The sequence below is a fragment of the Thiomicrospira pelophila DSM 1534 genome (assembly GCF_000711195.1).
Taxonomy (GTDB): domain Bacteria; phylum Pseudomonadota; class Gammaproteobacteria; order Thiomicrospirales; family Thiomicrospiraceae; genus Thiomicrospira; species Thiomicrospira pelophila.
In genome coordinates, this window is the sequence record NZ_JOMR01000001.1 from 24,283 (window position 1) to 49,602 (window position 25,320).

23 protein-coding genes and 1 riboswitch are annotated in these 25,320 nt (G+C 46.0%); of the genes, 13 read left to right on the top strand and 10 right to left on the bottom strand.

The features are described 5' to 3' along the window. The first annotated feature begins 94 nt into the window (after nt 1-94). Nucleotides 95-1,105, top strand: a complete 1,011-nt coding sequence (locus N746_RS0100140; protein WP_029933333.1) for a hypothetical protein — start codon at nt 95-97, stop codon at nt 1,103-1,105. 20 nt (nt 1,106-1,125) lie between these two features. Here N746_RS0100140 and uvrD read toward each other — a convergent pair whose 3' ends face one another. Further along, nucleotides 1,126-3,324 (bottom strand): DNA helicase II, encoded by a 2,199-nt coding sequence (gene uvrD, locus N746_RS0100145; RefSeq protein WP_029933334.1) that lies wholly within the window; start codon nt 3,322-3,324, stop codon nt 1,126-1,128. Nucleotides 3,325-3,679: 355 nt separating this feature from the next. Between uvrD and trxA the strand changes: the two genes are divergently transcribed. The 5 genes from trxA (at nt 3,680) to hemE (ending at nt 7,864) form a co-directional block, all read left to right on the top strand. Next, complete coding sequence (gene trxA / locus N746_RS0100150) at nt 3,680-4,006, top strand: thioredoxin TrxA (protein ID WP_029933335.1); 327 nt, start codon at nt 3,680-3,682, stop codon at nt 4,004-4,006. Between the two features lie 119 nt (nt 4,007-4,125). Then, the gene (gene rho / locus N746_RS0100155; protein WP_029933336.1) at nt 4,126-5,385 is read left to right on the top strand and encodes a transcription termination factor Rho; all 1,260 of its coding nucleotides are present in this window, start codon (nt 4,126-4,128) and stop codon (nt 5,383-5,385) included. 97 nt (nt 5,386-5,482) lie between these two features. Continuing rightward, nucleotides 5,483-5,734 carry a type B 50S ribosomal protein L31 gene (locus N746_RS0100160; protein ID WP_029933337.1) on the top strand — a complete coding sequence of 84 codons (252 nt, stop codon included), beginning with the start codon at nt 5,483-5,485 and terminating at the stop codon, nt 5,732-5,734. A 140-nt stretch (nt 5,735-5,874) separates the two neighbouring features. Beyond that, nucleotides 5,875-6,684: a thermonuclease family protein gene (locus tag N746_RS0100165; protein WP_029933338.1), complete on the top strand. Its 810-nt coding sequence runs from the start codon at nt 5,875-5,877 to the stop codon at nt 6,682-6,684. Nucleotides 6,685-6,799: 115 nt separating this feature from the next. Continuing rightward, on the top strand, nt 6,800-7,864 hold the full coding sequence (gene hemE / locus N746_RS0100170; protein ID WP_029933339.1) for a uroporphyrinogen decarboxylase: 1,065 nt from the start codon (nt 6,800-6,802) through the stop codon (nt 7,862-7,864). A gap of 75 nt (nt 7,865-7,939) precedes the next feature. On the opposite strand, the gene N746_RS0100175 is transcribed toward hemE, so the two are convergent. The 3 genes from N746_RS0100175 to mutY form a co-directional block, all read right to left on the bottom strand. Beyond that, nucleotides 7,940-9,157 (bottom strand): EAL and HDOD domain-containing protein, encoded by a 1,218-nt coding sequence (locus N746_RS0100175; protein WP_029933340.1) that lies wholly within the window; start codon nt 9,155-9,157, stop codon nt 7,940-7,942. Nucleotides 9,158-9,241: 84 nt separating this feature from the next. Next, nucleotides 9,242-9,511, bottom strand: a complete 270-nt coding sequence (locus N746_RS0100180) for an oxidative damage protection protein (protein WP_029933341.1) — start codon at nt 9,509-9,511, stop codon at nt 9,242-9,244. Nucleotides 9,512-9,545: 34 nt separating this feature from the next. Then, nucleotides 9,546-10,571 (bottom strand): A/G-specific adenine glycosylase, encoded by a 1,026-nt coding sequence (mutY, locus tag N746_RS0100185; RefSeq protein WP_029933342.1) that lies wholly within the window; start codon nt 10,569-10,571, stop codon nt 9,546-9,548. Nucleotides 10,572-10,645: 74 nt separating this feature from the next. Between mutY and trmB the strand changes: the two genes are divergently transcribed. Beyond that, nucleotides 10,646-11,350: a tRNA (guanosine(46)-N7)-methyltransferase TrmB gene (gene trmB / locus N746_RS0100190; RefSeq protein WP_029933343.1), complete on the top strand. Its 705-nt coding sequence runs from the start codon at nt 10,646-10,648 to the stop codon at nt 11,348-11,350. Between the two features lie 55 nt (nt 11,351-11,405). Here the strand turns inward: trmB and N746_RS0100195 are convergent, their stop codons facing one another. Beyond that, on the bottom strand, nt 11,406-11,993 hold the full coding sequence (locus tag N746_RS0100195) for a hypothetical protein (RefSeq protein ID WP_029933344.1): 588 nt from the start codon (nt 11,991-11,993) through the stop codon (nt 11,406-11,408). A 317-nt stretch (nt 11,994-12,310) separates the two neighbouring features. Here N746_RS0100195 and polA point away from each other — a divergent pair, with 317 nt between their 5' ends. Together polA and N746_RS0100205 are read left to right on the top strand one after the other, a co-directional pair. Then, nucleotides 12,311-15,094: a DNA polymerase I gene (gene polA / locus N746_RS0100200; RefSeq protein WP_029933345.1), complete on the top strand. Its 2,784-nt coding sequence runs from the start codon at nt 12,311-12,313 to the stop codon at nt 15,092-15,094. A 16-nt stretch (nt 15,095-15,110) separates the two neighbouring features. Continuing rightward, entirely contained in the window at nt 15,111-16,388 is a 1,278-nt protein-coding gene (locus tag N746_RS0100205) for an O-acetylhomoserine aminocarboxypropyltransferase/cysteine synthase family protein (RefSeq protein WP_029933346.1), read from the top strand. 57 nt (nt 16,389-16,445) lie between these two features. On the opposite strand, the gene N746_RS0100210 is transcribed toward N746_RS0100205, so the two are convergent. Genes N746_RS0100210 through trmA form a run of 4 tightly spaced genes read right to left on the bottom strand, consistent with a single transcriptional unit; the run spans nt 16,446 to nt 20,019 of the window. Next, complete coding sequence (locus N746_RS0100210) at nt 16,446-17,351, bottom strand: lysophospholipid acyltransferase family protein (RefSeq protein ID WP_029933347.1); 906 nt, start codon at nt 17,349-17,351, stop codon at nt 16,446-16,448. Continuing rightward, nucleotides 17,338-18,138: a PP-loop family protein gene (locus N746_RS0100215; protein WP_051678413.1), complete on the bottom strand. Its 801-nt coding sequence runs from the start codon at nt 18,136-18,138 to the stop codon at nt 17,338-17,340. The genes N746_RS0100210 and N746_RS0100215 overlap by 14 nt, the downstream gene beginning before the upstream one ends. Further along, nucleotides 18,138-18,908, bottom strand: a complete 771-nt coding sequence (locus tag N746_RS0100220) for a sulfite exporter TauE/SafE family protein (RefSeq protein ID WP_029933349.1) — start codon at nt 18,906-18,908, stop codon at nt 18,138-18,140. The genes N746_RS0100215 and N746_RS0100220 overlap by 1 nt, the downstream gene beginning before the upstream one ends. A 10-nt stretch (nt 18,909-18,918) precedes the next feature. Next, nucleotides 18,919-20,019 (bottom strand): tRNA (uridine(54)-C5)-methyltransferase TrmA, encoded by a 1,101-nt coding sequence (gene trmA / locus N746_RS0100225; RefSeq protein WP_029933350.1) that lies wholly within the window; start codon nt 20,017-20,019, stop codon nt 18,919-18,921. Nucleotides 20,020-20,131: 112 nt separating this feature from the next. Continuing rightward, a riboswitch (TPP riboswitch) is annotated at nt 20,132-20,241 on the top strand. Between the two features lie 177 nt (nt 20,242-20,418). Between trmA and thiC the strand changes: the two genes are divergently transcribed. The 4 genes from thiC to N746_RS0100245 all read left to right on the top strand — a co-directional run bounded on the left by thiC (nt 20,419) and on the right by N746_RS0100245 (nt 24,553). After that, nucleotides 20,419-22,308: a phosphomethylpyrimidine synthase ThiC gene (thiC, locus tag N746_RS0100230; RefSeq protein ID WP_029933351.1), complete on the top strand. Its 1,890-nt coding sequence runs from the start codon at nt 20,419-20,421 to the stop codon at nt 22,306-22,308. Nucleotides 22,309-22,311: 3 nt separating this feature from the next. Next, the gene (locus tag N746_RS0100235) at nt 22,312-23,376 is read left to right on the top strand and encodes an FAD-dependent oxidoreductase (protein ID WP_029933352.1); all 1,065 of its coding nucleotides are present in this window, start codon (nt 22,312-22,314) and stop codon (nt 23,374-23,376) included. A gap of 19 nt (nt 23,377-23,395) precedes the next feature. Then, complete coding sequence (gene thiS, locus N746_RS0100240; protein WP_029933353.1) at nt 23,396-23,590, top strand: sulfur carrier protein ThiS; 195 nt, start codon at nt 23,396-23,398, stop codon at nt 23,588-23,590. A gap of 165 nt (nt 23,591-23,755) precedes the next feature. Continuing rightward, on the top strand, nt 23,756-24,553 hold the full coding sequence (locus N746_RS0100245) for a thiazole synthase (RefSeq protein ID WP_029933354.1): 798 nt from the start codon (nt 23,756-23,758) through the stop codon (nt 24,551-24,553). Between the two features lie 2 nt (nt 24,554-24,555). Here the strand turns inward: N746_RS0100245 and N746_RS0100250 are convergent, their stop codons facing one another. Further along, on the bottom strand, nt 24,556-25,200 hold the full coding sequence (locus tag N746_RS0100250) for a hypothetical protein (RefSeq protein ID WP_029933355.1): 645 nt from the start codon (nt 25,198-25,200) through the stop codon (nt 24,556-24,558). Nucleotides 25,201-25,320 lie beyond the last annotated feature (120 nt).

Here is a 25,320-nt window from a genome sequence, read left to right on the forward strand (position 1 = left end):
ATTAAACCATAAAGCGAACTCAAATCCCAATTAGTGAGCACAAAACTAACTTAGAGGCTAATATAGTGCTTGTTATCTTTAACAAGAACCGACTATGCCGATTCGCACACATTTCAAAATAGGTTTATGGCTGAGTTTAAGCATTTTGCTTTGGGTGTCACCTTATCTAGCAAAGGCTCAAGACAGCTCAGCAAGCACCGAAGCTCCCCTCAACAATGGCGAAAATTTTCGGTTAGATTTTGAATTGGTGACCATCCAAAACAACATGGCCTGGTTAACCAAGCATATTGACCGTTACGCCAATAGTATTGATCGATTTTTCACCCCCGAATCCGAGGTGCCTGAGGGTAAATCATTGATTAAAACCACGCTCAGCCATCAGAACTCACAACACTTAACCCAACAAAATCAATTTAAGTTTAAGTTGGTGGCCCACTTACCCAAAACTCAAGAACGCTGGAATGTTTATGTCGAATCCTTTGCTGGGCCGGATGAGCGTAGCGCACAATCCAGCGCACAGACTCAACTGGAAGCCGAACAAGAAACGTTATTAGGCTTGAGTTCCATTTATCAGTTTTCGGATATGATTGGCTTCAAAACCCGTACCGGAACCCGCTTAACTGAGGGCGAATTGAGTCCTTATATTACGGCCAAACTGCGCCTAGAATATGCAATCAAACCAGATTTATATTTGGCTTTTGAACCAGAAGTCTTTTGGCGAAGAGTTGAAGGTACGGGTAAACAAGGCACATTAAACTTGGCCTATCAGCATGATGAACAGCACTATTTACGCTCGACATCGAAAGTGTTTAAGTTTGATGAGCGGCCCGAATGGGAGGTTTCACAGGTTTTTGAGTGGCGACACAACTGGGATAAAAATAACCGCCTAAGTTACCAGCTAGGGCGCCAGTGGGATTGGGCTCGTGAATATGACGACAAACTGCTGGATACTTATTTACAACTAACTTGGCGTCACCAAATGTATGATAATTGGCTATTTTTATCCGTTACGCCGGGCGTACACGCACCACTTGAATTAGGCTATCAAACTAACCGATTTATCGTGCTTAGTATTGATGTTTTTTCCAGAAAAGTGGCGCTTTAATCGAGCATTTCATTAATTGATCAAACCGCTTCCAAGTTAGCATAAGCCTTTACCAGCCACTTTGAGCCCGCATGTTTAAAATTCACCTGGATGCGCGCATGATCACCCGAACCTTCAGTAGCTAACACCGTACCTTCACCAAACTTTTGATGAAATACGCGCTGACCCATGGCGAAACCGGCTTCATTATGCTGGCTTTTCTGACTCGTGGGAGAGGCCCATTCTCGTGCTGACTGCACTTGACCAGTCATACGTACCCAATCAAGACAATCCTCAGGCAATTCTTTTAAAAAACGCGACGGCCCCGAATAAATCTCCGTGCCATGCAAACGCCGGCGCAGCGCATAGGTCATGACTAATTTTTGTTCGGCACGGGTAATGCCAACATAGGCTAAGCGACGCTCTTCTTCCAGTCTAAACGGGTCATCAAACGAGGGTTTGGACGGAAATAGACCTTCTTCTAACCCCACCATAAACACCAACGGAAATTCTAGACCTTTAGCGGAGTGCAAAGTCATTAACTGAATTGCAGACTCCCAAGCTTCCGCTTGGTTATCGCCAGCTTCTAATGTTGCTTGGGCTAAGAAATTAAGTAATGGATTATCGCTAATCGCGGCATCCAAATCATCCGGATTGGGGTTTTCTTCAGCTGGCGGTGCTTTATCAAATCCGCTGGCGGCGTTTATCAATTCATCCAAGTTTTCAACCCGAGCCTGACCTTGTTCTGAGCGGTCTTTTTCAAAATGCGTTTGTAGCCCAGAACGTGAAATCACCATCATAACTTGGTCTTGCAGGTTTTTGCCTTGGGTATCAATTTGTAACTGCTCGATTAAGTCTAAAAATCCACTCAGCGCGCCTTTGGCTCGCGCGGTTAAGCCAGATTCTAATTGAACTTTAGCGGCATCCCATAAAGATAAACCCAAATCACGTGCTAAGTCCCGCACCGTTTGCATGGTTTTTTCGCCTAAACCACGCGTAGGTTGGTTATAGACGCGTTCAAACGAGGCATCGTCATCCCGGTTCACCAATAAACGTAAATAAGCCAATACATCTTTTACTTCGGCACGATCATAAAAACGTAACCCGCCGTAAATCCGATAAGGCATTTCGGCTTGAATCAACGCCTGCTCAAACACGCGTGATTGCGCATTCGAACGATACAAAATGGCCACATCAGAACGCTCACCGCCCTGTTCAACCCAAGCTTTGGCTTGACTGATGACATAATTGGCCTCGTCATATTCATTAAAGGCTTCATAAATGCGAATCGGATCACCGTCTTCGCCGGCACTCCAAAGCTCTTTACCCATGCGCTCGGTGTTAAACGCAATAATATGGTTAGCGGCTTTCAAAATACGTCCGCTTGAACGATAGTTTTGTTCTAAACGGACGGTTTTGACGTCAGCAAATTCTTGCTCAAACAAACGAATATTTTCGATTTTTGCGCCGCGCCAGCCATAAATGGACTGGTCATCGTCGCCCACCACAAACAATTTACCCGTGCCGCCCGCTAATACTCGCAACCAGGCATACTGCAAACTGTTGGTATCTTGAAACTCGTCCACCAAGATGTGTTTATAACGTGCTTGATAAAAACTCAACACCTCCGGGCGTTTCAACCAGAGTTCGTGCGCCCGCAACAACAGCTCCGCGAAATCCACCAGGCCTGCTTTTTGGCATTGTTGCTCGTAAGCTTGGTAAATTTGCAGCATTTTTTTCACAAACGGGTTGTGTCCCGGATCAATATGATGAGGGCGGCGACCTTCTTCCTTTTCACCATTAATATAAGCTTGAACCTGCTTAACCGGCCATTGAGTTTCATCTAGTTCCATGGCTTTTAAAAGACGTTTAATTAAACGCTTCTGATCGTCTGAATCTAAAATCTGGAAGCTTTGCGGCAAGCCGGCGGCTTCAAAGTGCTGACGTAACAAACGATAAGCAATCCCATGAAACGTACCCATCGTGACACCCTGAGCTTGATGACCAATTAACTGTTCCATTCGTCCACGCATCTCACGCGCCGCTTTATTTGTAAAAGTCACAGCTAAAATATTAAACGGCGATAATTTCATCACCTCCGTTAACCAAGCGATGCGATGCACTAATACACGTGTTTTACCACTGCCGGCCCCGGCCAAAATTAACGCATGGCGTTCTTCTAAGGTCACGGCTTCGCGTTGCGCATCGTTCAAGTCGTTTAATATAAATGTAATATCCATGGTCGTTAATTGCTTTAACCTAATTGTGTGCGTGAATAAACAGGATGTGTACTGTGAAATCTATCGGTGCGTTATGCTACGATAAAAAAACCTAAAAGGGAAAATGCATTATAAATTTGCCTCTAAATGAATATTTCGCTTGCAAATCCCACATCCCTAGTGTAATAATTATCAAAATGTTTTGTCAGGGCACAATTCAGCCCCGAATCACAGTGATAATAGAGTAGCTAAAATATAGTGAAAAATCACTGCTCTTCGTTTCAACGAACACTTTCCGTACGAATCCCCTCACACACTGATCAAGTTCAGAATGGTTATTCGTACCAAAAAAATAAAACTATATAAGGAGTTACCTATGAGTGACAAAATTATTGCAACATCTGATGCCAACTTCGAAGCCGAAGTTTTAAAGTCTGAACTACCAGTATTGGTAGACTTCTGGGCAGAATGGTGTGGTCCTTGTAAGATGATCGCTCCAATTCTTGACGAAGTAGCTGGCGATTATGATGGCAAACTAAAAATCGTAAAATTGAACATTGATGAGAATCCATCAACCCCACCACAATATGGTGTGCGCGGCATTCCAACTTTAATGCTGTTCAAAAACGGTGAAGTCGACTCAACCCAAGTGGGTGCACTGTCTAAATCACAGTTATGCACTTTCTTGGATAACAACCTGTAAACGCGTTTCACGCGCTGAACGCAAATTCAGCGCGTATCACTCCAACCAACGTTCCCAATCAGAATTTCAAAGCCGCCTTTATAGGCACTTCCATTAAATAATAAAACACCAAAAGCATTATGAATCTAAACGACTTAAAAAAACTCTCAGCCGCTTCACTTATTGACCTTGCTAGCGAATTGGGATTGGATAACAATCTTGCTCGTCAGCGCAAACAAGATATTATCTTCGCCATATTAAAAGGCCATGCGCAAAAAGGTGAAGACATTTTTGGTGAAGGCGTACTTGAAATTCTGCCAGATGGCTTCGGTTTCCTGCGTTCTGGCGACGGCTCTTATCTAGCTGGCCCTGACGATCTTTATGTTTCACCCAGCCAAATCCGTCGTTTTGGTTTGCGCACTGGTGATACGGTTCAAGGCAAAATTCGCCCACCTAAAGAAGGCGAACGTTATTTCGCTCTGCTAAAAGTGGATCGGATTAACTTTGAAGACCCGGAAGTTGCGCGTAAAAAAATTGCATTCGAAAACCTTACACCTTTGCATGCCGACAGCCGCATGCGCATGGAAATTGGTAACGGCAGCACCGAAGATATTACCCCTCGTATTATTGATTTGGCTTCACCGATTGGTAAAGGTCAGCGTGGCCTGATTGTCGCCCCGCCAAAATCCGGTAAAACCGTGATTATGCAAAGCTTAGCGCAGTCGATTGCCGAAAATTATCCCGAATGTTATTTGATCGTATTATTGATTGATGAACGTCCTGAAGAAGTGACCGAAATGCAGCGCACCGTTAAAGGTGAAGTGATTGCATCTACCTTTGATGAGCCAGCTACCCGTCACGTACAGGTTGCCGAAATGGTCATCGAAAAAGCCAAACGCCTAGTCGAACACAAAACCGACGTGGTGATTTTATTGGATTCGATTACCCGCTTAGCGCGTGCTTATAACACCGTTGTACCGGCCTCTGGCAAGATTTTAACCGGTGGTGTCGATGCCAATGCTTTACACCGTCCAAAGCGTTTCTTTGGTGCCGCGCGTAATATTGAAGAAGGGGGCTCTTTAACCATTATTGCCACGGCATTAGTGGATACTGGCTCTAAAATGGACGAAGTTATTTTCGAGGAATTTAAAGGCACGGGTAACATGGAACTTCACTTGTCGCGCCATATTGCTGAAAAACGTACCTTCCCGGCGATTAACATCACTAAGTCTGGCACACGTAAAGAAGAACTCTTGACCACACCAGAAGAACTGCAGAACATTTGGGTTCTACGTCGCTTCTTGCATAGCATGAATGAAGTGGAAGCCATTGAAACCCTGATTGATCAAATGAAAGTGAGCAAAACAAACACGGCTTTATTTGAGTCGATGAAACGCTAGTTTATTAGATAAATCAGAAACATGACTTGATTTTAACTTTTTCTCTGTTAAAATCTCGTCTTTAAATTTTAACCCCCTATTAATTTGGACCGTCATTATGAAAGCAGACATTCATCCAGAATATAACGAAGTCGTCTTCCAGGACATCTCAACTGGTGAGACATTTATGACTCGTTCAACCATGAAAACTTCTGGCGATACAATCACTCTAGACGGTAAAGACTATCCGCTGGTTCGTGTTGAAGTATCAAGTGCTTCTCACCCGTTTTATACTGGTAAGCAAACACTGGTTGACACCGAAGGTCGCGTTGAGAAGTTCCGTCAAAAATACGGTTCACTTCGCAAGTAAGATCAGGTTTTTACCTATCGCCGTCAAACGCGACTTTAAAGCCACATTTTTATGTGGCTTTTTTGTTTGTGCTTTTAGTTTGTAATCACACACGTCATTCGATTGCGGTTCGTCAGCGCTTGTTCTAGAATGAACTCATCATGAAAACACAAACTCTTTTATTCAACTTAGTCCTAGTTTTAAGCACCTTATCGTTGAGTTCGGTGCACGCCCAAAGTTGTGGCCCAAGCAAAATCGAAAACTGGGAAAAAGCGCGCATTGCCCAAGCCGGTAATATTATAGTGGTCGGCAGTCGACAATATATTATGGCTGGCGTTTACGCGCCAGAAATTGGCGACCCGAGTAAACGTACGGATCCAGCTCGCCCATTGTCACGTGAGTCCATGACCTTCCTAAATCGAATCTTGGCGAATAACGACCGTAAAATTGGTATCGAGTTTGACGAAGAAATAACCGATGGCTTTGGGCGCACGGTCGCGCATATATTTCTAGAAGACGGCCGCAACGTTAATCGAATGATGTTAGAAAACGGATTAGGCATGGTAGAAACCAATCCGCCTAATTTGAAATACCAAGAGTGCTACTACCAAGCAGAACAACGAGCACGCCAAGCTAACCGAGGTATTTGGCGGTTAAGCATTAGTCAACCTGAACTCAAATTTCCAATTGCCCTTAGTAGTGAGCTTTCTGATATTGATCTAGGGTTTCGGATCATCCGTGGTGAAGTTCGCCATGTATCTAAAAGTCGCAACAATATTATTATTAACTTAGACACCACAGGGATTCGCGTAAAACGTGAAGATTGGGACAACTTTAACTATCCGGACGTGGAAGCCTTAAAAGGCCAAACTATTGAAGTACGTGGTTATGGCTTTGCCTATCAAGGTGCGATGTATGTGGTGATCTCTCACCCCAACATGATAGATAAACTTAATCCATATCAACCTTAAGTTTGAGCACCAGGCCTGGTGCTCAGTAACCTCTCCGCGAATGCGACAGCAAAGGTGACAGTCTTGTGCTTTGTCGGTAGAATACTGTTTTTGTTTTTCACAAAGGTTTCTTTTCATGTCTGCATTACAAAACGACCGTTTCTTACGCGCCTTAATGCGCCAGCCTGTTGACCGCACACCGGTATGGATGATGCGCCAAGCTGGCCGCTACCTACCTGAATATCGTGCGACGCGTGCCGAAGCCGGTTCGTTTATGGACTTATGCCGTAATGCAGAGTTCGCTTGTGAAGTAACTTTGCAGCCATTAGAACGTTTTCCGCTTGATGCCGCAATTTTGTTTTCCGACATTTTAACCATCCCCGATGCTATGGGGCTTGGCTTACGTTTTGCGACAGGCGAAGGCCCAGTTTTTGACAAGCCTATCCGCTCGATGGCAGAGGCTAAAAAACTTTATGTACCGGATATGGGATCAGATTTAGGCTATGTAATGAACGCGGTCAGTACCATTCGTAAAGCCCTAAACGGCCGCGTACCTTTGATTGGTTTTTCCGGCAGTCCTTGGACACTGGCGACTTACATGGTGGAAGGCGGATCGAGCAAAACCTTCGCAACTATCAAAGCCATGATGTATGATCAGCCAAAAACTCTACACCACATTTTGGATGTATTGGCTGACTCTGTAATTCAATATCTAAACGCTCAAATTGAATCCGGCGCACAAGCCGTACAAATTTTTGACACTTGGGGCGGCGTCTTAACCCCACGCGACTATAAAGAATTCTCGCTAAACTACATGGCTAAAATTGTTGACGGTTTAAAGCGTGAACATAATGGTGTGAAGGTGCCGGTTATTCTATTTACCAAAGGTGGCGGCCAGTGGCTAGAAGCCATGGCGGATACGGGTGCGGACGCATTAGGACTAGATTGGACAACCGATATTGATGATGCACGCCGTCGCGTAGGTGATCGCGTCGCGATTCAAGGCAACATGGACCCGAGTATGTTGTACGCCTCACCAGAGCGTATTCGTCAAGAAGTGGCTTATATCTTAGAAAAGTATGGTCAAGGTTCAGGCCATATCTTCAACCTAGGCCACGGCATTCATCCAGAAGTGAAGCCGGAACATGCGGGCGCATTTATAGAAGCAGTGGTTGAGTTAAGCCCAAAATACCACGCTTAAGAATCAAGTAATCCAAAAACAAAAAACCACCAAATCGGTGGTTTTTTTATGTCTATAAATATACAACCAACAGCCTCATCCTAAGGGTGACAAATCTACACTTTGAGAATATTGCATCGCTTGCAAATAAAGGTTTGATAATTCCGTTGGAGTTAAATCCCCAGGTAATTTAAAACGAGTTGAGCCCTGCTCTAAACCCTTCGCAGACTTAAGCACCAGGCCTGGTGTATTATCTTCGCCCATCAACGCGCCCACAATTAAATCATCCAAACTTAACTTGTCTAACAAGCTAGGCAAGTCTAAATCCATCACCGCATCCAGAGTCGAAAACAAGCCGACCGTAAAATAAAGTTCTTTTGGAGTGGTTTTTAATCGCTCAGCCACTAATTCACAAAACTTAGCACGCGTTAAAGAAGTATGAAACAACTCATTTGGCTTATCATCCATCCCGGATAAGACCAACATCCCTGCCCAGCTCTTCAAACGCTCTAAACCAAAGCGTAACACTGCATCATGAATCGAACTGATTTTTGCTTTACCGGCTGAACCATCCTGAGCCAAAAACCTTAATAGCTTTTGGCTCAGTGAGACATCCTTCGCAATAATCTGGCTGAGTTTGACCATGTCCACGTCAGGATCATAAACGTTGGACAGCAACTCTAAAACACTCACTTTATTGGTGGGTAGGCGCTGACCTTTAATAATCACTGGTTTGGCAAAGAAGTAACCTTGAAAATAATCAAAGCCGATTTTTTTACAAAAATCGTACTGTTCGCGTGTTTCGACTCGTTCCGCCAATAAACGCACACCCTTATCTTTTAAACGCTGCACATGTTCCAATAATTGCTTTGGCCCAACCTCAAGAATATCGACTTTGATAATATCCGCTAAGGCTTCAAGTGGTTCGAGTTTAGGGTTAAACACATAGTCGTCCAAGGCAATGGTATAACCTCGGTCACGTAGTTTTTTGATGGCAGAAAGCAGTGCAGGGGTCACATTAACATCTTCTAAGATTTCAATAATGACCTGACTTTTAGGGAAGAAAGGCTGGTATTCGCGCAACAACAAGCCTTCGGTGAAGTTAATAAAGACTTTATGATCACCGGCGACATCTTTTATACCAATATCACCAAAGGTATTCAGCATCACCTGCGCTGAGGCACTGTCACCGCCCACGATCACCGCGTGATTGTCTTCACTATTGGTACGAAACAACAACTCATATGCAAAAAGTTGCAATTGACCATTGAAAACTGGCTGTCGCCCAACAAAAACATCGATCAATTTAGACATTTATTCACTACAAAAACAGACAATTAGAATTTATTATAACAAACTCTATCGTGAATTAGCCTAAGTTTTACTGCAAATAAAGGGTTATACCGGCTTAAACTCGTCCGGCATGTCAATATCCTCATCACCAAATAAGAACTTTTGCATTTCTTCCTGCAGAAACGACCGCGCTTTAGGATCTAAACTGGATAAACGGTATTCATTTATCAAAATCGTCTGTTGGCTTAACCATTGTTTCCACGCTTCTTTAGAAACGCTCTCATAAACACGTTTACCTAGCTCACCCGGAAACGGGGCGAAATCCAAACCTTCCATGTCTTCGTTAAATTTTGCGCAATGTACTTGTCGTGTCATAGATGTCTCCAAAAGGTTTTGTTTCTAATACGGTTTACTTTAATGCCCGTTGCAATAAAGTTTTTATCGGTGCTGGTAACCCCACTTTCAACGCCTCGTCTAGCGTCAACCAATAATAAGGTTCGCATGGGTCAGGCTCGGCCACGGTTGGCGCTTTTAAGGCATACACCGGCTTTATCTCTAAATGGTAATGACTAAAAGTGTGCCGAATACCCGACCATTTTACCAGACTATTCAAATCTACCCCAGCCAAGCTTAAATCATCGAAACAATCAAATTCCGGCAAACTATACAAACCACCCCAAATACCGCTATTTGGGCGCTGTATCAGAGCGATCTGATTATCCGAATTAAACAATAATAAGAACCAGGCCTGGCGGGTTGGTTTTTGTTTTTTGGGTTTGGAATAAGGAAACTCAGCCACCCGTCCAAGCTGAAAAGCTTGGCAATCCTGTTTAAGCGGGCATTCTTCACAACCAGGCCTGGTTCTTTTGCACAAGGTCGCGCCCAAATCCATAATCGCCTGAGTGTAATCGGCAAAACGCGTTTGCGGGGTAAGGTCTTCCGCCAATTGCCAGAGTTCCGTTTCGAGTTTTTTATTACCCGGCCAACCTTCAATTGCCGCATGACGGGTTAACACGCGTTTTACATTGCCATCCAAAATTGCATAACGCTGCTCAAACGCCTGCGACAAAATTGCCCCCGCGGTCGAGCGTCCAATTCCTGGTAACGCCACTATCGCCTCAAACTCATCGGGAAACTCGCCGCCATATTGAGTGTCAATAATTTGAGCCGCTTTATGTAAATTTCGGCCACGTGCGTAATAACCCAAGCCCGCCCAATGCGCTAACACCTCATCTTGGTCAGCCAACGCTAACGTCTTAATATCAGGAAAGCGCTGCATAAAACGTTCGAAGTACGGAATCACCGTTTGCACCTGGGTTTGCTGCAACATAATTTCCGACACCCAAACCTGATAAGGCGAACGCGGATGTTGCCAAGGCAAATCGTGACGGCCATGCACATCAAACCAAGCTAATAAACGTGCTGCAAAGCTCAAACCCCTCTCCTGTAAAGCTTCCACGAAGTCGGTTATACTAGCAGACTTTTCAACGCCCGCTGAGAGATTACGCCATGAGCGAACAAGCCAACTCAACCGACAATACCCTTCGTCACCGAATCAAAAGTTTTGTATTACGCCAAGGTCGCATGTCAAAAGGTCAACAAGCCGCTATAGACCGAGTTTGGCCACAATACGGACTCGAAGCCGACGCCGGGTTATTGGACTTAGCACAGGTATTTGGCCGCGACGCGCCAACCTATGTCGAAATCGGTTTTGGCATGGGCAGCAGCTTGGCGCAAATGGCGCAAGATAATCCACAGAATAACTACATTGGAATCGAAGTGCATCGCCCAGGCGTCGGCGCGTTATGCAAGTTGATTGAAGAAAAGAACCTGACGAATATTCGAATTTTTAACCACGACGCGGTCGAGATTTTAGAAAAGCAAATTCCACAGAACAGCTTAAGCGGCGTATATCTATTTTTCCCCGATCCGTGGCACAAAGCCCGCCACAAAAAACGCCGCATTGTGCAGCCAGAATTTGTCGCCAAACTGGCTGAACATTTAGTACCTGGCGGTGAGTTTCACATGGCCACCGACTGGGAAGATTATTCCGAACACATGATGGAAGTCATGAGCGCCGCGCCAGATTACACCAACGCCGCCGGAGTAGGTCAATTCACTCCGCGCCCCGACTACCGCCCCCTAACCAAATTCGAACAACGCGGCCATAGACTAGGGCATGGGGTTTGGGATTTGATATTTACAAAGCTCTAATTGAGTAAATCCTGGTCAAATAATAACCTTGATATAAAACGAAATTTGACCTGACTCATCCAAAAAAGACCTTAACTCCGACAAGAAATAGCAAAACTATACTGGTATAGGTCATTAGAAATTCCAAACTGTCGGCACCGCTGCCATCATCAAACTTCTGTTTAACTTTTTCTGCCACAAAATGAGGTAATCCTGCAACTGAGGCATCCATCTTCACGAATCCTTTTGGTATATATATTATTCGGGCAAGAAAATTACGCCATTTACTATAAATCTGCGCCTCTTTTTCGTACGGTTTTAACTGCAATTTTTGCGGGTCACTAGAGGTTATCATTTCCTGGAAAGCTTGGTCGAACCCCGCTACATAGAATGCAGAAATGCGTTTATTGATCAATTGCCACCGAGTGTAATAGTGAATAAGAAACCACAGCATGCCATACACCAAAAAAGTTGCTAACTCTGGAAGGATAATAATTTCGGCCACCCATTCTGGCGGCCAAATATTATTAGTAATTACAGCACTAAATAGACTTATCTGGACAAGAAATCCTGCATTTGACATGTTCTCTTTATGGTTGTGGTAAGCGACCCAAAGTTCCAAACGCACACTTAAATATTCTTTAACTTGATTTATCTGGTTCATATTTCACATGTCCTCCTTGATTATTCTGATAAACCTTAACGCTTCACATCAGTTACTTTAAAGCATTGCGCAGAGTGGGTTTAAGTAACCACTTGATCTTTAATTGTATTTTGTTAAGTAGAAATCTACATTTATAGATTAAATTTCGAAATAAACTGCGTTGACCTTGCTAAGGTTATATCACCCTCAATTTTTCTAAGCATAAATTATCCATTTTGCGCTTCACCTTGTCGACTTACAGAGTTTGTTAAAATTACCCACCAGGCCTGGTTATCATCTAAAATCATCCTATTCAAATTTAGTTATTAAGGTTTCACATGTCTCAAAGCCCCATTATTCTCGTTGACGGTTCGTCTTATTTATTTCGCGCGTTTCATGCGATGCCGCCTTTGACCAATAGAGAAGGTCATCCGACTGGCGCGATTTATGGCGTCACCAATATGATTGGCAAGTTGCTGGAAACCTATCAGCCCGAACACATGGCGGTCGTATTTGATGCCAAGGGCAAAACCTTTCGTAACGATTTATACGCCGAATACAAAGCGCATCGCCCACCGATGCCGGATGAGCTGCGGGTGCAAATTGAGCCAATCCATCAAATTGTCAAAGCCTTGGGGTTACCCTTATTGGTGATTGAAGGCGTGGAAGCAGATGATGTGATCGGTACGCTGGCTGTGCAGGCGACTAAAGCCAAGCGCGATGCGTTGATTTCCACTGGCGATAAAGACATGGCGCAGTTGGTGAATGAACACATTACCTTAATTAACACCATGAACAATACTTTGATGACGCCGGATAAGGTGGTGGAAAAGTTTGGCATTCGCCCCGATCAAATTATCGATTATTTAGCCTTAATGGGCGACACCTCAGACAACATTCCCGGCATTCCAAAATGTGGCCCTAAAACTGCGGTGAAGTGGTTAGATGCGTATGGCACGATGGATAATCTGATCACGCACGCCGACGAAATCAAAGGCAAAATTGGCGAAACTCTGCGCGAGCATATTCCGCATTTGGATTTATCCCGCCAACTTACCACCATTCGCACCGATTGCGATTTGCCAATTAACCTGCCCGACTTGGCGCGACAAGAACCGGACGTTGAGGCACTTAAAACCCTGTTTGCGGAATACGAATTTAAAAACTGGTTAGGCCAGCTTGAAGACGGCAAAATGCCGTTTAGCCGTCAAGTAAATCACCACGCTAAATCCACGCCTACGCAACAAACCGCCCCCGCCTCTAAGCCAGTTGAAGCCGTGAAAGGTGTAATAGCGGATAGCGCAGATTATGAAACCATTTTAACCCGTGAACAATTTGATAACTGGTTGGGCAAACTCAAAGCGGCCGAGGTGTTTGCGATTGATACCGAAACCACCGCGCTCGAACCTATGTTGGCTCAAATGGTCGGCATTAGTTTTGCGGTTGAGCCACAACCAGGCCTGGTGCAAGCGGCTTATCTGCCTTTACGCCACGATTATGAAGGCGCGCCCACTCAGCTGGATTTCGAGCAAACACTGCAAGCTTTAAAACCGATACTTGAATCAAAAGATCTGATTAAAGTCGGCCAAAACATTAAATACGATTGGCATATTTTCAAAAACCACGGCATTACTTTACAAGGCATTGGCTTCGATACCATGCTGGAATCTTATATTCTCAACAGCGTGGCCACGCGCCATAATATGGACGATTTGGCCGAGTTTTATCTGCAAAAAACCACGATTAAATTTAAAGACATCGCCGGTACGGGTCGCGCTCAAAAGACTTTTAATCAAATCGAACTCGACACCGCCAGCCCTTACGCGGCGGAAGATGCGGATATTACATTACGTTTACACCAAACGCTGTGGCCGAAACTGCAAACGGAAAACCAGTTAATGGACGTTTTCCGCGACATCGAAATGCCGCTATTGCCTATTTTAGCGAAGATGGAACGTCACGGCATGTTGGTGGATAAAGACCTGTTAAAAATTCAGAGCAATGAGCTGGCCGAGAAAATCCAAGCTATCGAAGAAGCCGCTTATCGTGTGGCCGGACAAGAGTTTAACTTGGGTTCTCCCAAGCAACTGCAAGAAATTCTGTTTGAGAAACTCGATTTACCGGTGATTAAAAAAACCCCAAAAGGTCAGCCTTCTACCGCCGAACCGATTTTGGCCGAGCTGGCCGAACAAGGTCATGAGCTGCCTAAATTGATTATGCAGCATCGTAGTATGGCAAAACTTAAATCGACCTACACCGATGCGCTACCAAAACAAATTCACCCCGAAACCGGGCGCGTTCATACCTCTTATCAACAAGCGGTTGCGTCTACTGGGCGGTTGTCGTCCACCGATCCAAACCTACAAAATATTCCAATTCGAACTGCCGAAGGTCGCCGCATTCGCCAAGCGTTTATCGCCAGGCCTGGTTATGTCTTGCTCGCCGCCGACTACTCACAAATCGAATTACGTATCATGGCGCATTTGAGTGAAGACCCCGGTCTGCTCACCGCGTTTGCTGAAGGTAAAGATATTCACAAAGCCACCGCCTCTGAGATTTTTGATACGCCTTTGGATGAGGTCACGACTGAACAACGTCGCAGCGCGAAAGCGGTCAACTTTGGTTTAATTTATGGCATGTCGGCATTTGGCTTGGCGAATCAGCTCGGTGTGAATCGTGGCTTGGCGCAGGCTTATATTGATCGCTATTTTGATCGTTACCCGGGTGTGAAAACCTATATGAACACCACCAAAGCCGATGCTAAATATAATGGCTATGTTGAAACCCTAGCTGGTCGTCGCTTGTATTTGCCGGACATTAACGCACGTAACGGCCAACTGCGCCAATACGCCGAACGCACCGCGATTAACGCACCGATGCAAGGCACCGCAGCGGACATTATTAAACGCGCCATGATTGCGCTGGACGGATGGATAGACAAGGGCGAATTTGATATCCGTATGTTGATGCAAGTCCACGATGAACTGGTATTTGAAGTCAAAGCCGAGCAGGTCGAAACCGTCAAAACGCACATCAAACAATACATGGAATCCGCGATGAAACTGGATGTGCCGTTAATTGTTGATATCGGCCAAGGTTTAAACTGGGACGAAGCCCATTAATAAAGGAAGCGTAATTATGAAACTTGAAACTCTCGCTCTACACGCTGGATATGAACCAGAAGCCACCACCAAAGCTGTGGCCGTACCGATTTATCAAACCTCATCATTTGCGTTTGACAATGCCCAACATGCGGCCGATTTGTTTGACCTAAAAGTCCCCGGCAACATTTATTCGCGCATGATGAACCCCACCAATACCGTGTTAGAAGCACGCTTAACCGCGATGGAAGGTGGACTTGCCGCATTAGCCGTTGCAACCGGCATGGCCGCCATTACTTACACCGTGCAAACACTGGCCGAAGCTGGCGACAATATTCTTAGCACCAGCGAACTTTATGGTGGTACCTACAACCTATTTGCCCACACCTTGCCTCGTCAAGGTTTAGAAGTGCGCTTTTTTGACAAGGATGCCAGCGACGAAGAACTCGCCGGTTTGATTGATGAAAAAACCAAAATGCTGTATTGCGAAACCATCGGTAATCCATCCGGCAGCATTGTCGATATTGAGCGACTTGCCAAGTTAGCTCACGCCCACGGCATTCCATTAGTGGTTGATAGCACGGTTCCTTCACCCGCGCTCTGGCGCCCGATTGAATACGGCGCGGATATTGTTATCCATTCGGCCACCAAATATATCGGCGGCCACGGCACCACATTGGGCGGCGTGATTGTCGATGCCGGTACCTTTCCCTGGGCCGAAAATGCCGGGCGTTTCCCGCTGCTAAACACACCTGACATTTCTTATCACGGCGTGACCTATACTCAAGATTTCGGCCAGGCGGCGTTTATAGCGCGTTGTCGTGTAGTGCCTTTGCGTAATATGGGCGCGGCCTTATCTGCAAACAGCGCGTTTCAATTGCTTCAAGGCCTGGAAACCCTGACCTTACGCATGGAACGTATTTGTCAAAACGCTCAAGCGGTCGCTGAATTTTTAGACGCTCATCCGGCGGTTTCTTGGGTGAACTATGCGGGATTGCCTAGCCATAAGGACCATGCGCTAGCGCAAAAATATATGAACGGCCAAGCCTCTGGAATTTTAAGTTTTGGATTAGCATCTGGACGAGAAGGCACGCGCCGCTTCTACGATGCGCTCAAGTTGATTATTCGATTAGTTAATATTGGCGATGCTAAGTCTTGTGCCAGTATACCGGCCGAAACAACCCATCGACAATTAAATGATGCTGAGCTCAAGTCCGCTGGTGTACCGCCAGAAATGGTTCGATTGTCCATAGGTATTGAACATATCGACGATCTGATCGCTGATATTGATCAAGCGCTTCAAGTGGCCTCATAACCAAGCCGCACTTCTCCCCCCCTGTTATCACTCACGCGGGGGAGTCTCAATCACCCTTCAATAAACTTTTGCATAGCCTTTAGGCAGGTTTTTATAGCGTTTGTATGACCATTGGTATTGACTGGGCAATTGGCGCACGCAGGTTTCGACACCCTGATTTAAAGCGCTGGTGGCTTCTTGTTCATCCGCTGACGCCACTTCGGCCGGTGCGTCTAATAAATGAATGACATAACCCTGTGCATTCGGTAACCGTTCCGCCACAATATAAAACACCGGGCATTGGGATTTTTGCGCTAGTTTCGAAACCAGCACCATGGTATTCGCCGGTTGGCCAAAAAACGGTGCGACCACACCGCCACTTTTTCCTGGGTCTTGATCGGGCAAGATGCCGACCACTTCGGCATTTTTCAACGCTTTTCGAAGCCCTTTTACACCAGACATATCGGTGGGCTGTAATTTTACGCCACTTGATTGTCGCGCTTGTCGCATAAAATTATCAAGCGAACCAATGCGCGGTGGTCGATATAAAATCGTCGTCGGATACTGTTCGGCTAGATAATGCCCAATGATTTCCCAGCAGCCTACATGCGGCGACAACACCATCACACCTTTGCCCTGAGAAACCGCTTGCTCTAGCCGCTCCGCGCCTTCAACTCGTTTAATTAAAGCGAGTTTTTTGGCCTGTGACCAGCACCAAATCGCCCCCAATTCGGTGGCGGTTTTGCCGGTTTCGATAAGGCTTTTCTTCACCAGCTGCGCGCGCGCTTCCGTTGTTAGATTGGGAAACGCAATCTCGATATTTTTAATCGACACGCGTTTGGCCGAGTTCGGTAGTCGCCATAATAACCACCCAATCGCCGCACCTAAACGCTGATTCCATTTAAGCGGCAACCAAGATAAAGACCGCACCAAACCTTTAAACAGGGCACCTTGAATTGGGTGATGCTCGCTACTCTTCTTCATCCCAGGCTTCCTCCAAACCGGCTAAACCCGCATGGTTATCATCGGCAATCAGCGGTTGCATCGCCGTCCATAAATTGGCATACACATGTTTATTGCGTTTTTCTTCGTCCAATAACATTTGTTTAAAATACTGACGCGCCTGCGGCTTAGCATAACAAGCTGGACAATTATCGGGAATCACCGGCAAATTAGCCGCCTCGGCAAAGTCACGCGTTTGGTTTTCGCGCACTTTTACAAATGGGCGGATAATACGCACATCGCCATCGTTATTTAAATAATGCGCTTTCATGGTTCTAAGCTGACCGGCATTAAACGCCGACATTAAAAAACTTTCTGCCAAGTCATCCAAATGTTGCGCTAATGCCAATACGTTGTAACCTTCGCGCCGACAAACCGTGTACAACTTGCCGCGTTTTTGGCGCGAACAAAAACTGCAAAACGAATCGCCTTTCATATATTTATCGGCCAAGGCCACCAAGTCTTCCGACTCGTAAAAATAAGGCACGTTTAACTCAGCTAAAAAACCTTTTAATGGCGAAGGATCAAACCCAGGAATTTCGGGGTTAATCGTACAGGCGGCCAGTTCAAACTTAACCGGCGAATGGCGCTGCAGATGTTTCAAGACCATTAATAAGGCGAGTGAATCCTTACCGCCCGACAAACCCAGCAACACCCGGTCGCCTTCGCGGATCATATTAAATTGCGCAATGGCTCGCCCAACCGGCTGCAAAATTTTCTTTGGCGGCTTAATCACGGCTTCTTTTTTGGTCTTTATAACGTCTTCCATTAGCTTCCCATCACCAGGCCTGGTAGTTTTTGATAAAGAATAAATACGCTCATCAGCACGAGGAATACGGCGAAGATTCGGCGCAATAACTGCTGGTCAAATTTGTGGCTGACTTTGTGGCCTAACCAACCGCCGATAATACCGATAAGGGTGAATTTAATAATAATGCCCCAATCCAGTGCGAGATTCAGAGCGCTTAACACCTCTAAGTAGGCACCAAAACCGGCAAAGGATTTCATCGCGATAATAACTAAACTGGTGCCAATCGCCAAACGCATCGACAAGCCACCCAATAAAACCAACGCCGGAATAATGAGAAAGCCACCGCCTACACCGACGAGCCCGGTGACCGCGCCCACCACTAAGCCATCTGCCACAATTTTATAAGCCGCACGAGGCGCTTTAGGCGCATCGCTCAAGTCGACGGGTTTAAACATTAAATAAGCGGCGCTTAACATTAAAACGGCGAAAATTAACATCTGGATGACGCCATCAATAAAATGCGCCAGCCAAGCACCAAACACCGCCCCTGCCAGGCCCGGTATACCAAACCATGCCACCATGCGCCAGTCAATGGTCTTTTGGCGCGCGTAGGGAATCGCCGAAATTAACGAGATCACGCCCACAATCATCAAGGACCCAGCCATCGCGACTTTCGGGTCTTGTCCGACTAAATATACTAATACTGGCACGGTCAAAATTGAGCCGCCCGAACCGAGCAAGCCTAAGCTTAGGCCAATTAATAACGCGCCAATCCAGGCCAAAATCATAAGGTTTTCCTCATGTCGGTTTCCTTTTGAGCAATACGCCCGATTCAATGTGGTGACTGTAAGGGAACTGATCGAATAAAGCCGCGGCCATTACATCATGCGTTTGTTCTAAAATAGACAAGTCTCGTGCCAGCGTTTCTGGGTTACAGGAGATATACAAAATGTGATCAAAATCACTCGATAATTGGCGCGTTAAATCGTCCAACCCCGCACGCGGCGGATCGACAAAAATAGTGTTGAATTGATAACTGGATAAATCAATGTCTGCCAAACGATTAAATGTTTGACCTTGCAAGGCTTGTGACACCTCTTCGGCGGCCATCTTAATAACCTCGACATTTTCCACGCCATTTTTTGTCAAATTGAATTGTGCTGATTTCACCGAGGTTTTAGAAATTTCGGTCGCCAATACTCTGTCATACAAATCGGCCAGCGCAATCGAAAAATGACCATTTCCGCAATACAACTCCAACAAATCACCGCCCGCAGAATTAATATCGCGACTTTGCTCGCGCGCCCAGGCCAACATATTCTGCGCCATTTTAGCATTCGGTTGGGTAAAGCTATTTTCAATCTGCTGAAACCACCAGGCCTGGTGGTCGGCTTCTAAGCGTTCGATCACAAAATCTTGATCAAGCAAAATTTTCTGTTTACGGCTGCGGCCAATAATATGATCAATCGGCAAAACTTCACGCAAGCTTTGCGCGGCGGACGACCAGGCCTGGTCGTCGAGTTTTTTACGATAAATTAAAGTCACCAACATTTCGCCGCTTAAGGTGGCGAGAAAATCAATTTCAAACAGGCCATTACTTAAAATTTCTTGCTGACCAATCGCTTCTAACAAGGGCGTCATCAAGTTATCAATCGATTCCGCCGCCATTGGGCACGATACTATTTCGACCGGGTGCTTGGGATTAGCCGGATCAAACATAGCATAAAACAAGCGCTCCGGCGTATGCCAGATACGAAACTCCGCGCGTTGTCGAAAATGCGCCGGCACCGACGCAAACACTTGCAACTTATCCGCCATACTCGGCACCAAACCTAACAAACGCTGCTGTTTGTCGGCTAGCTGTTGATCATATTGTTGGGGAAAAACCTGACACAGCACAAGGCCGTCCTCTTTATCAAAATTAGGCGGGCATTATATCGTGTCTAAGCGGCTATGCCTAACTTCTCAACCCTAGATGCTTGACAAGTCGACAGGTCTAATTTAATCTGCTTGGCATCTCTCGGGGTGCGTTTGCGATCGCGAACGCTGAGATGGTCTTCGACCGAACCCGCTGAACTTGAACTGGTTAGAACCAGCGTAGGGAAGAGAATCATCTTAATCGGCGTGTGCTTCATACTTTGTGACCCACTCTATTCGCCGTTTCTGAATGCCTCCGGCGCCTGCGTTTAAAATAACCAGGCCTGGTGGTTGCACATAAAACCCTCCTCGCCTGTTATTACAAACGCCCCACCGGCTTTTCACGCTGTTTTTCTATCCCAAAATTATTTGGAGAAAAACATGTCACAGAATATTAAACACACCGCCGCGCATAGCGAAATCACTCGCGAGCCGTTACCGGCTTCGAGCAAAGCTTATATCTCAGGCAAAATCCACCCAAACATCCGTGTACCGATGCGCGAAATCGCGCTGACGAATGGCGAAACGCTAACTGTATATGATACCTCCGGCCCTTATACCGATCCGAATGCGAGCATTGATTTAACTCAGGGGATTGAGCCGATTCGCCAGTCCTGGATTGCGGCGCGTGGCGATGTGGAAGAATACGAAGGCCGTCAAATTCAAGCGGTGGATAATGGTTACAAGCGCGAAACGGATGTACCTGAAGAACTTTTAGCGGCGGAAAAAGGCTTAAAACGCATACCATTACGCGCCAAGACGGGCAAAAATGTGACCCAAATGCACTACGCACGCCAGGGGATTATCACGCCGGAAATGGAATTTATCGCGATCCGTGAAAACCAACGCCGCTCTGAAGTGATCGATGCCGAACGCGAAGCGCGCTTAAAAGGCGAAAGCTTTGGCGCGAACTTGCCAGAACTGATCACGCCTGATTTTGTGCGTGATGAAGTCGCCGCTGGTCGTGCGGTCATTCCAAATAACATCAACCATCCTGAATCCGAGCCGATGATTATTGGGCGCAACTTTTTGGTCAAAATCAACGCCAATATCGGCAACTCGGCTCTCACCTCTTCGATTGCCGAAGAAGTCGAAAAAATGGTCTGGTCAACTCGCTGGGGCGGCGATACGGTGATGGATTTATCCACTGGCAAAAACATTCACGCCACCCGCGATTGGATTGTGCGTAACTCGCCGGTACCGATTGGCACCGTACCTTTGTATCAAGCTTTGGAAAAGGTGAATGGCATCGCGGAAGACCTGACTTGGGAAATTTATCGCGACACGCTGATTGAGCAGGCCGAGCAAGGGGTGGATTATTTCACGATTCACGCCGGGGTGTTATTGCGTTATGTGCCGATGACGGCCAAACGAGTGACCGGCATTGTGTCGCGCGGCGGCTCAATTATGGCGAAATGGTGTTTAGCGCACCATAAAGAAAGTTTCCTCTATACCCATTTCGAGGATATCTGCGAAATCATGAAAGCCTATGATGTCAGCTTTTCGTTGGGTGATGGCTTACGCCCAGGTTCATTAGCAGACGCGAATGATGAAGCGCAGCTGGCCGAACTCAAAACCCTGGGCGAACTCACAAAAATCGCTTGGAAACACGATGTACAAACCATTATCGAAGGCCCGGGCCATGTGCCGATGCACAAGATTAAAGAGAACATGGATTTGCAATTGGAACTGTGCCACGAAGCACCATTTTATACTCTCGGCCCGCTGACCACGGATATCGCACCCGGTTACGACCACATAACCTCAGCGATTGGCGCGGCGATGATTGGTTGGTACGGTACGGCGATGCTGTGTTATGTCACACCAAAAGAACACTTAGGCTTGCCAAATCGTGAAGACGTCAAAGAAGGCTTGATGGCGTATAAAATCGCGGCCCATGCCGCCGATGTCGCCAAGGGACATCCAGGCGCACGTTACCGTGATGATGAAATGAGCAAAGCACGCTTTGAATTCCGCTGGATGGATCAGTTTAATATCGGCCTAGACCCAGAACGTGCGATGGCCTATCACGATGAAACCTTGCCACGTGATTCGGCTAAAGTCGCGCATTTCTGCTCCATGTGTGGACCAAAATTTTGCTCAATGAAAATCAGCCAAGAAGTGCGCGATTACGCAGCGCAACTGGGTGTGGATGAACAAAAAGCCCTCGAAGCGGGTATGGCGGAACAAGCGCAAACCTTTAAAGAACTGGGCAGTGAAATTTCGGTGCCGGTTGAGCAGCTGAATCACAAAACTAAAAAGCAGGCTTAAGTTATGAAGCTAGACGGTTTAAAAACCGTTGGCATCGCCGGTGCAGGCCTGGTCGGTCGCGTGCTGGCGTTGAATTTAATTCAGCGCGGGATTCAGGTCACGCTGTATGAAAAAGATGCGTCAGATGCCACACCTAATGCCGCTGGTTATACCGCGGCTGGCATGCTCGCGCCTTATGCTGAATTGGAGTTAATGGATGCCGAGTTATTTAAACTCGGTACACGTTCGATTGCACTTTGGCCAGGCCTGCTTGCTTGGATGGCGCAACAAGGTTATGCGGTCGATTTTCAACACCGTGGCAGCTTGATTTTGGCGCATCATAATGACCGTGCCGATCTGCAGCATTTTATGCGGCAACTGCTGGATAAAATGCCCGCCGGCCATCAAAACAGCCAAGTCGAACCGCTAAACAACGCACGCATTAGCGAACTTGAACCAGAACTGACACATCATCACCAGGCTTGGTGGTTGCCTAACGAAGGCCAGGTAGACTCCACCCAGTTTTTTGCGCAAAGCGAACGCCTGCTAAAAAACCATCCGCTAGTCGAATGGCGCGTAAGTACTGAGGCAAAAGAAGTTGAAGCTCACGTTGTTCATTGTTGCAAACAGCAAGATTATTATGACTGGGTATTTGATTGTCGTGGCTTAGGTGCGAAAGCGGCGTTAAAAGATTTACGCGGCGTACGTGGTGAAGTGCTTTGGCTGGATGCACCCGAGGTGAACCTCACGCGGCCAGTACGCTTAATGCACCCACGTTATCGCATTTATATTGTGCCGCGCGCCAATGGACGCTATATCATCGGCGCGAGTGAAATCGAAAGCGAAGACCGCAGTCCGATGTCGGTGCGCTCGAGCTTGGAATTACTCTCTGCCGCCTATAGCGTGCACCCTGGTTTTGCTGAGGCACGCATTGTCAATCAACTCACCAATTGCCGTCCGGCGCTGGGCGACAATTTACCGCGCATTGAGCAACTTGAGGGGTTAACGCGCATTAACGGGCTCTACCGCCACGGTTATTTATTCTCCCCTGCGATGATTGAAAAGGCACTGGCTGAATTAAAGAATTAGTCGAACCACAAGGTGAAACATGATTTTATTGATTAACGACAAACCAACAGAAAGCAATGCTCAAACCTTAGCCAGCCTGGTGCTTGAGTTGGAAATTGAAGGCGCATTTGCGTTAGCACTGAATGAAAACTTTGTGCCCAAAAGCCAATACGCTGACACGTTTGTAAATGAAAACGACCGCATAGAAATCGTCGCCCCCATGCAAGGCGGCTGATTTGGTTTTAAACACAGTATACAAAGTAGGTCAGATTAGGCTGCAAGCCGTAATCTGACAATCATGCGTCAAGAGCATGTTGGATTACGGTCTTCGACCTAATCCAACCTACAAATATCCTGTGCCTTCGTGTCTCTTTGCTGAATAAAAATACAGGAAATGAATATGACAACTCACAACCAGGCCTGGTCATTGGCAGATACTTTATTGCAAAGCCGTTTGTTAATCGGTTCAGCGCTTTATCCGTCACCCGAGATTATGCGCCAGGCGATTCAAGCCAGTGAAAGCCAAGTGGTCACCGTGTCGATTCGTCGGCAGAATATAGGTGACCAAAGTGGACAGGCGTTTTGGCAAATTATTCAATCACTCGGTTGTCACATTCTACCCAATACCGCTGGTTGCCGAACGGCTCAAGAATCGATTACCACCGCGCAGATGGCACGTGAAATTTTTGGTACCAACTGGGTTAAACTCGAAGTGATCGGTGATGACTACACCCTGCAACCCGATCCATTTGATTTGGTCAAAGCCGCGCAGGTATTAATTGAGGACGGCTTTGAAGTCTTCCCTTATGCGAGTGATGATCTCGTTTTGTGTCAACGTTTAGTTGATGTCGGTTGCCGTATCGTCATGCCTTGGGCATCACCGATTGGTTCGGGCAAAGGCATTATGAATCCCTATAATATGGAATTGATTCGCCAACGTCTGCCCGATACCACTCTGATTGTCGATGCGGGCATCGGCAAACCATCCCACGCAGCTCAAGCTTTGGAAATGGGTTTTGATGGGGTGTTGCTTAATTCCGCGGTGGCTTTGGCCGATGATCCAATCAATATGGCGAGCGCCTTCAAGCTCGCCATCGAAGCCGGACGCTTAGGCTACAACTCAGGCACCATGCCACAACGCGAATTCGCTACGCCTTCCACCCCGGTTTTAGGTACCCCGTTTTGGCATCAGGGTTAAATTTAAGAGGTTCTTTTTTTATTTGAAATTGTATAAAACTTTTCGAATAAAACTTTTAATTGATTGATTTCATCTGTGTATCTATTGTTATGATTGAAGTGAGATAACATCTCTAGAAACCCATCTAAGACTTCTTCATATGGTGCTTCTGTATAATTTTGTTCTGTCATATTAGGGGAACAATTTACTATGATCAATCTCAATGCTTTCTTGAGGTTTCCTTCTTCATTCGCTTTAATGCTTTCCTTTGCAGCTCTAACGAAACTATAAGAAGCCAACCAGTAAAGCTTATTACTTAACTGTAAGGAGCCCTGTACAAACAAAACCCCTGATAATGCATGCGACACCCTTTCTTGTAATTTTTCTTCACTATTACTTATCTTTTGAGTTAGTAAAATGTCTTTTTCTGCTAAATCTCTATCAAGTTTTTCTTGAAGCGACGATTCTATTTGTCCAAGCCTTTTAGTTAACATTGCTTCGATTTCTGTTTGCTCCAAGTTAACTAATCTTTTTTGGTAAAAAGTTAACAATATTGGCAAAAAGACTCCGATAAACGCCAAAAAGCCTAACGTTATTGTAATAAGTTGTCCAAATGACTGGCTATAAAAATTATTTACAGCAGAAATAATTTCTAATGATTCTTGCATACACACCCTCCAAATTTATTACATACTTTATTCCAGTTTCAATATAACTGAAATAGAAGCTCTGCTTAATTTTTTGTCTACCAGCTTTTTCATAAAGTGTGTATTCCCCAGTTAAATCAT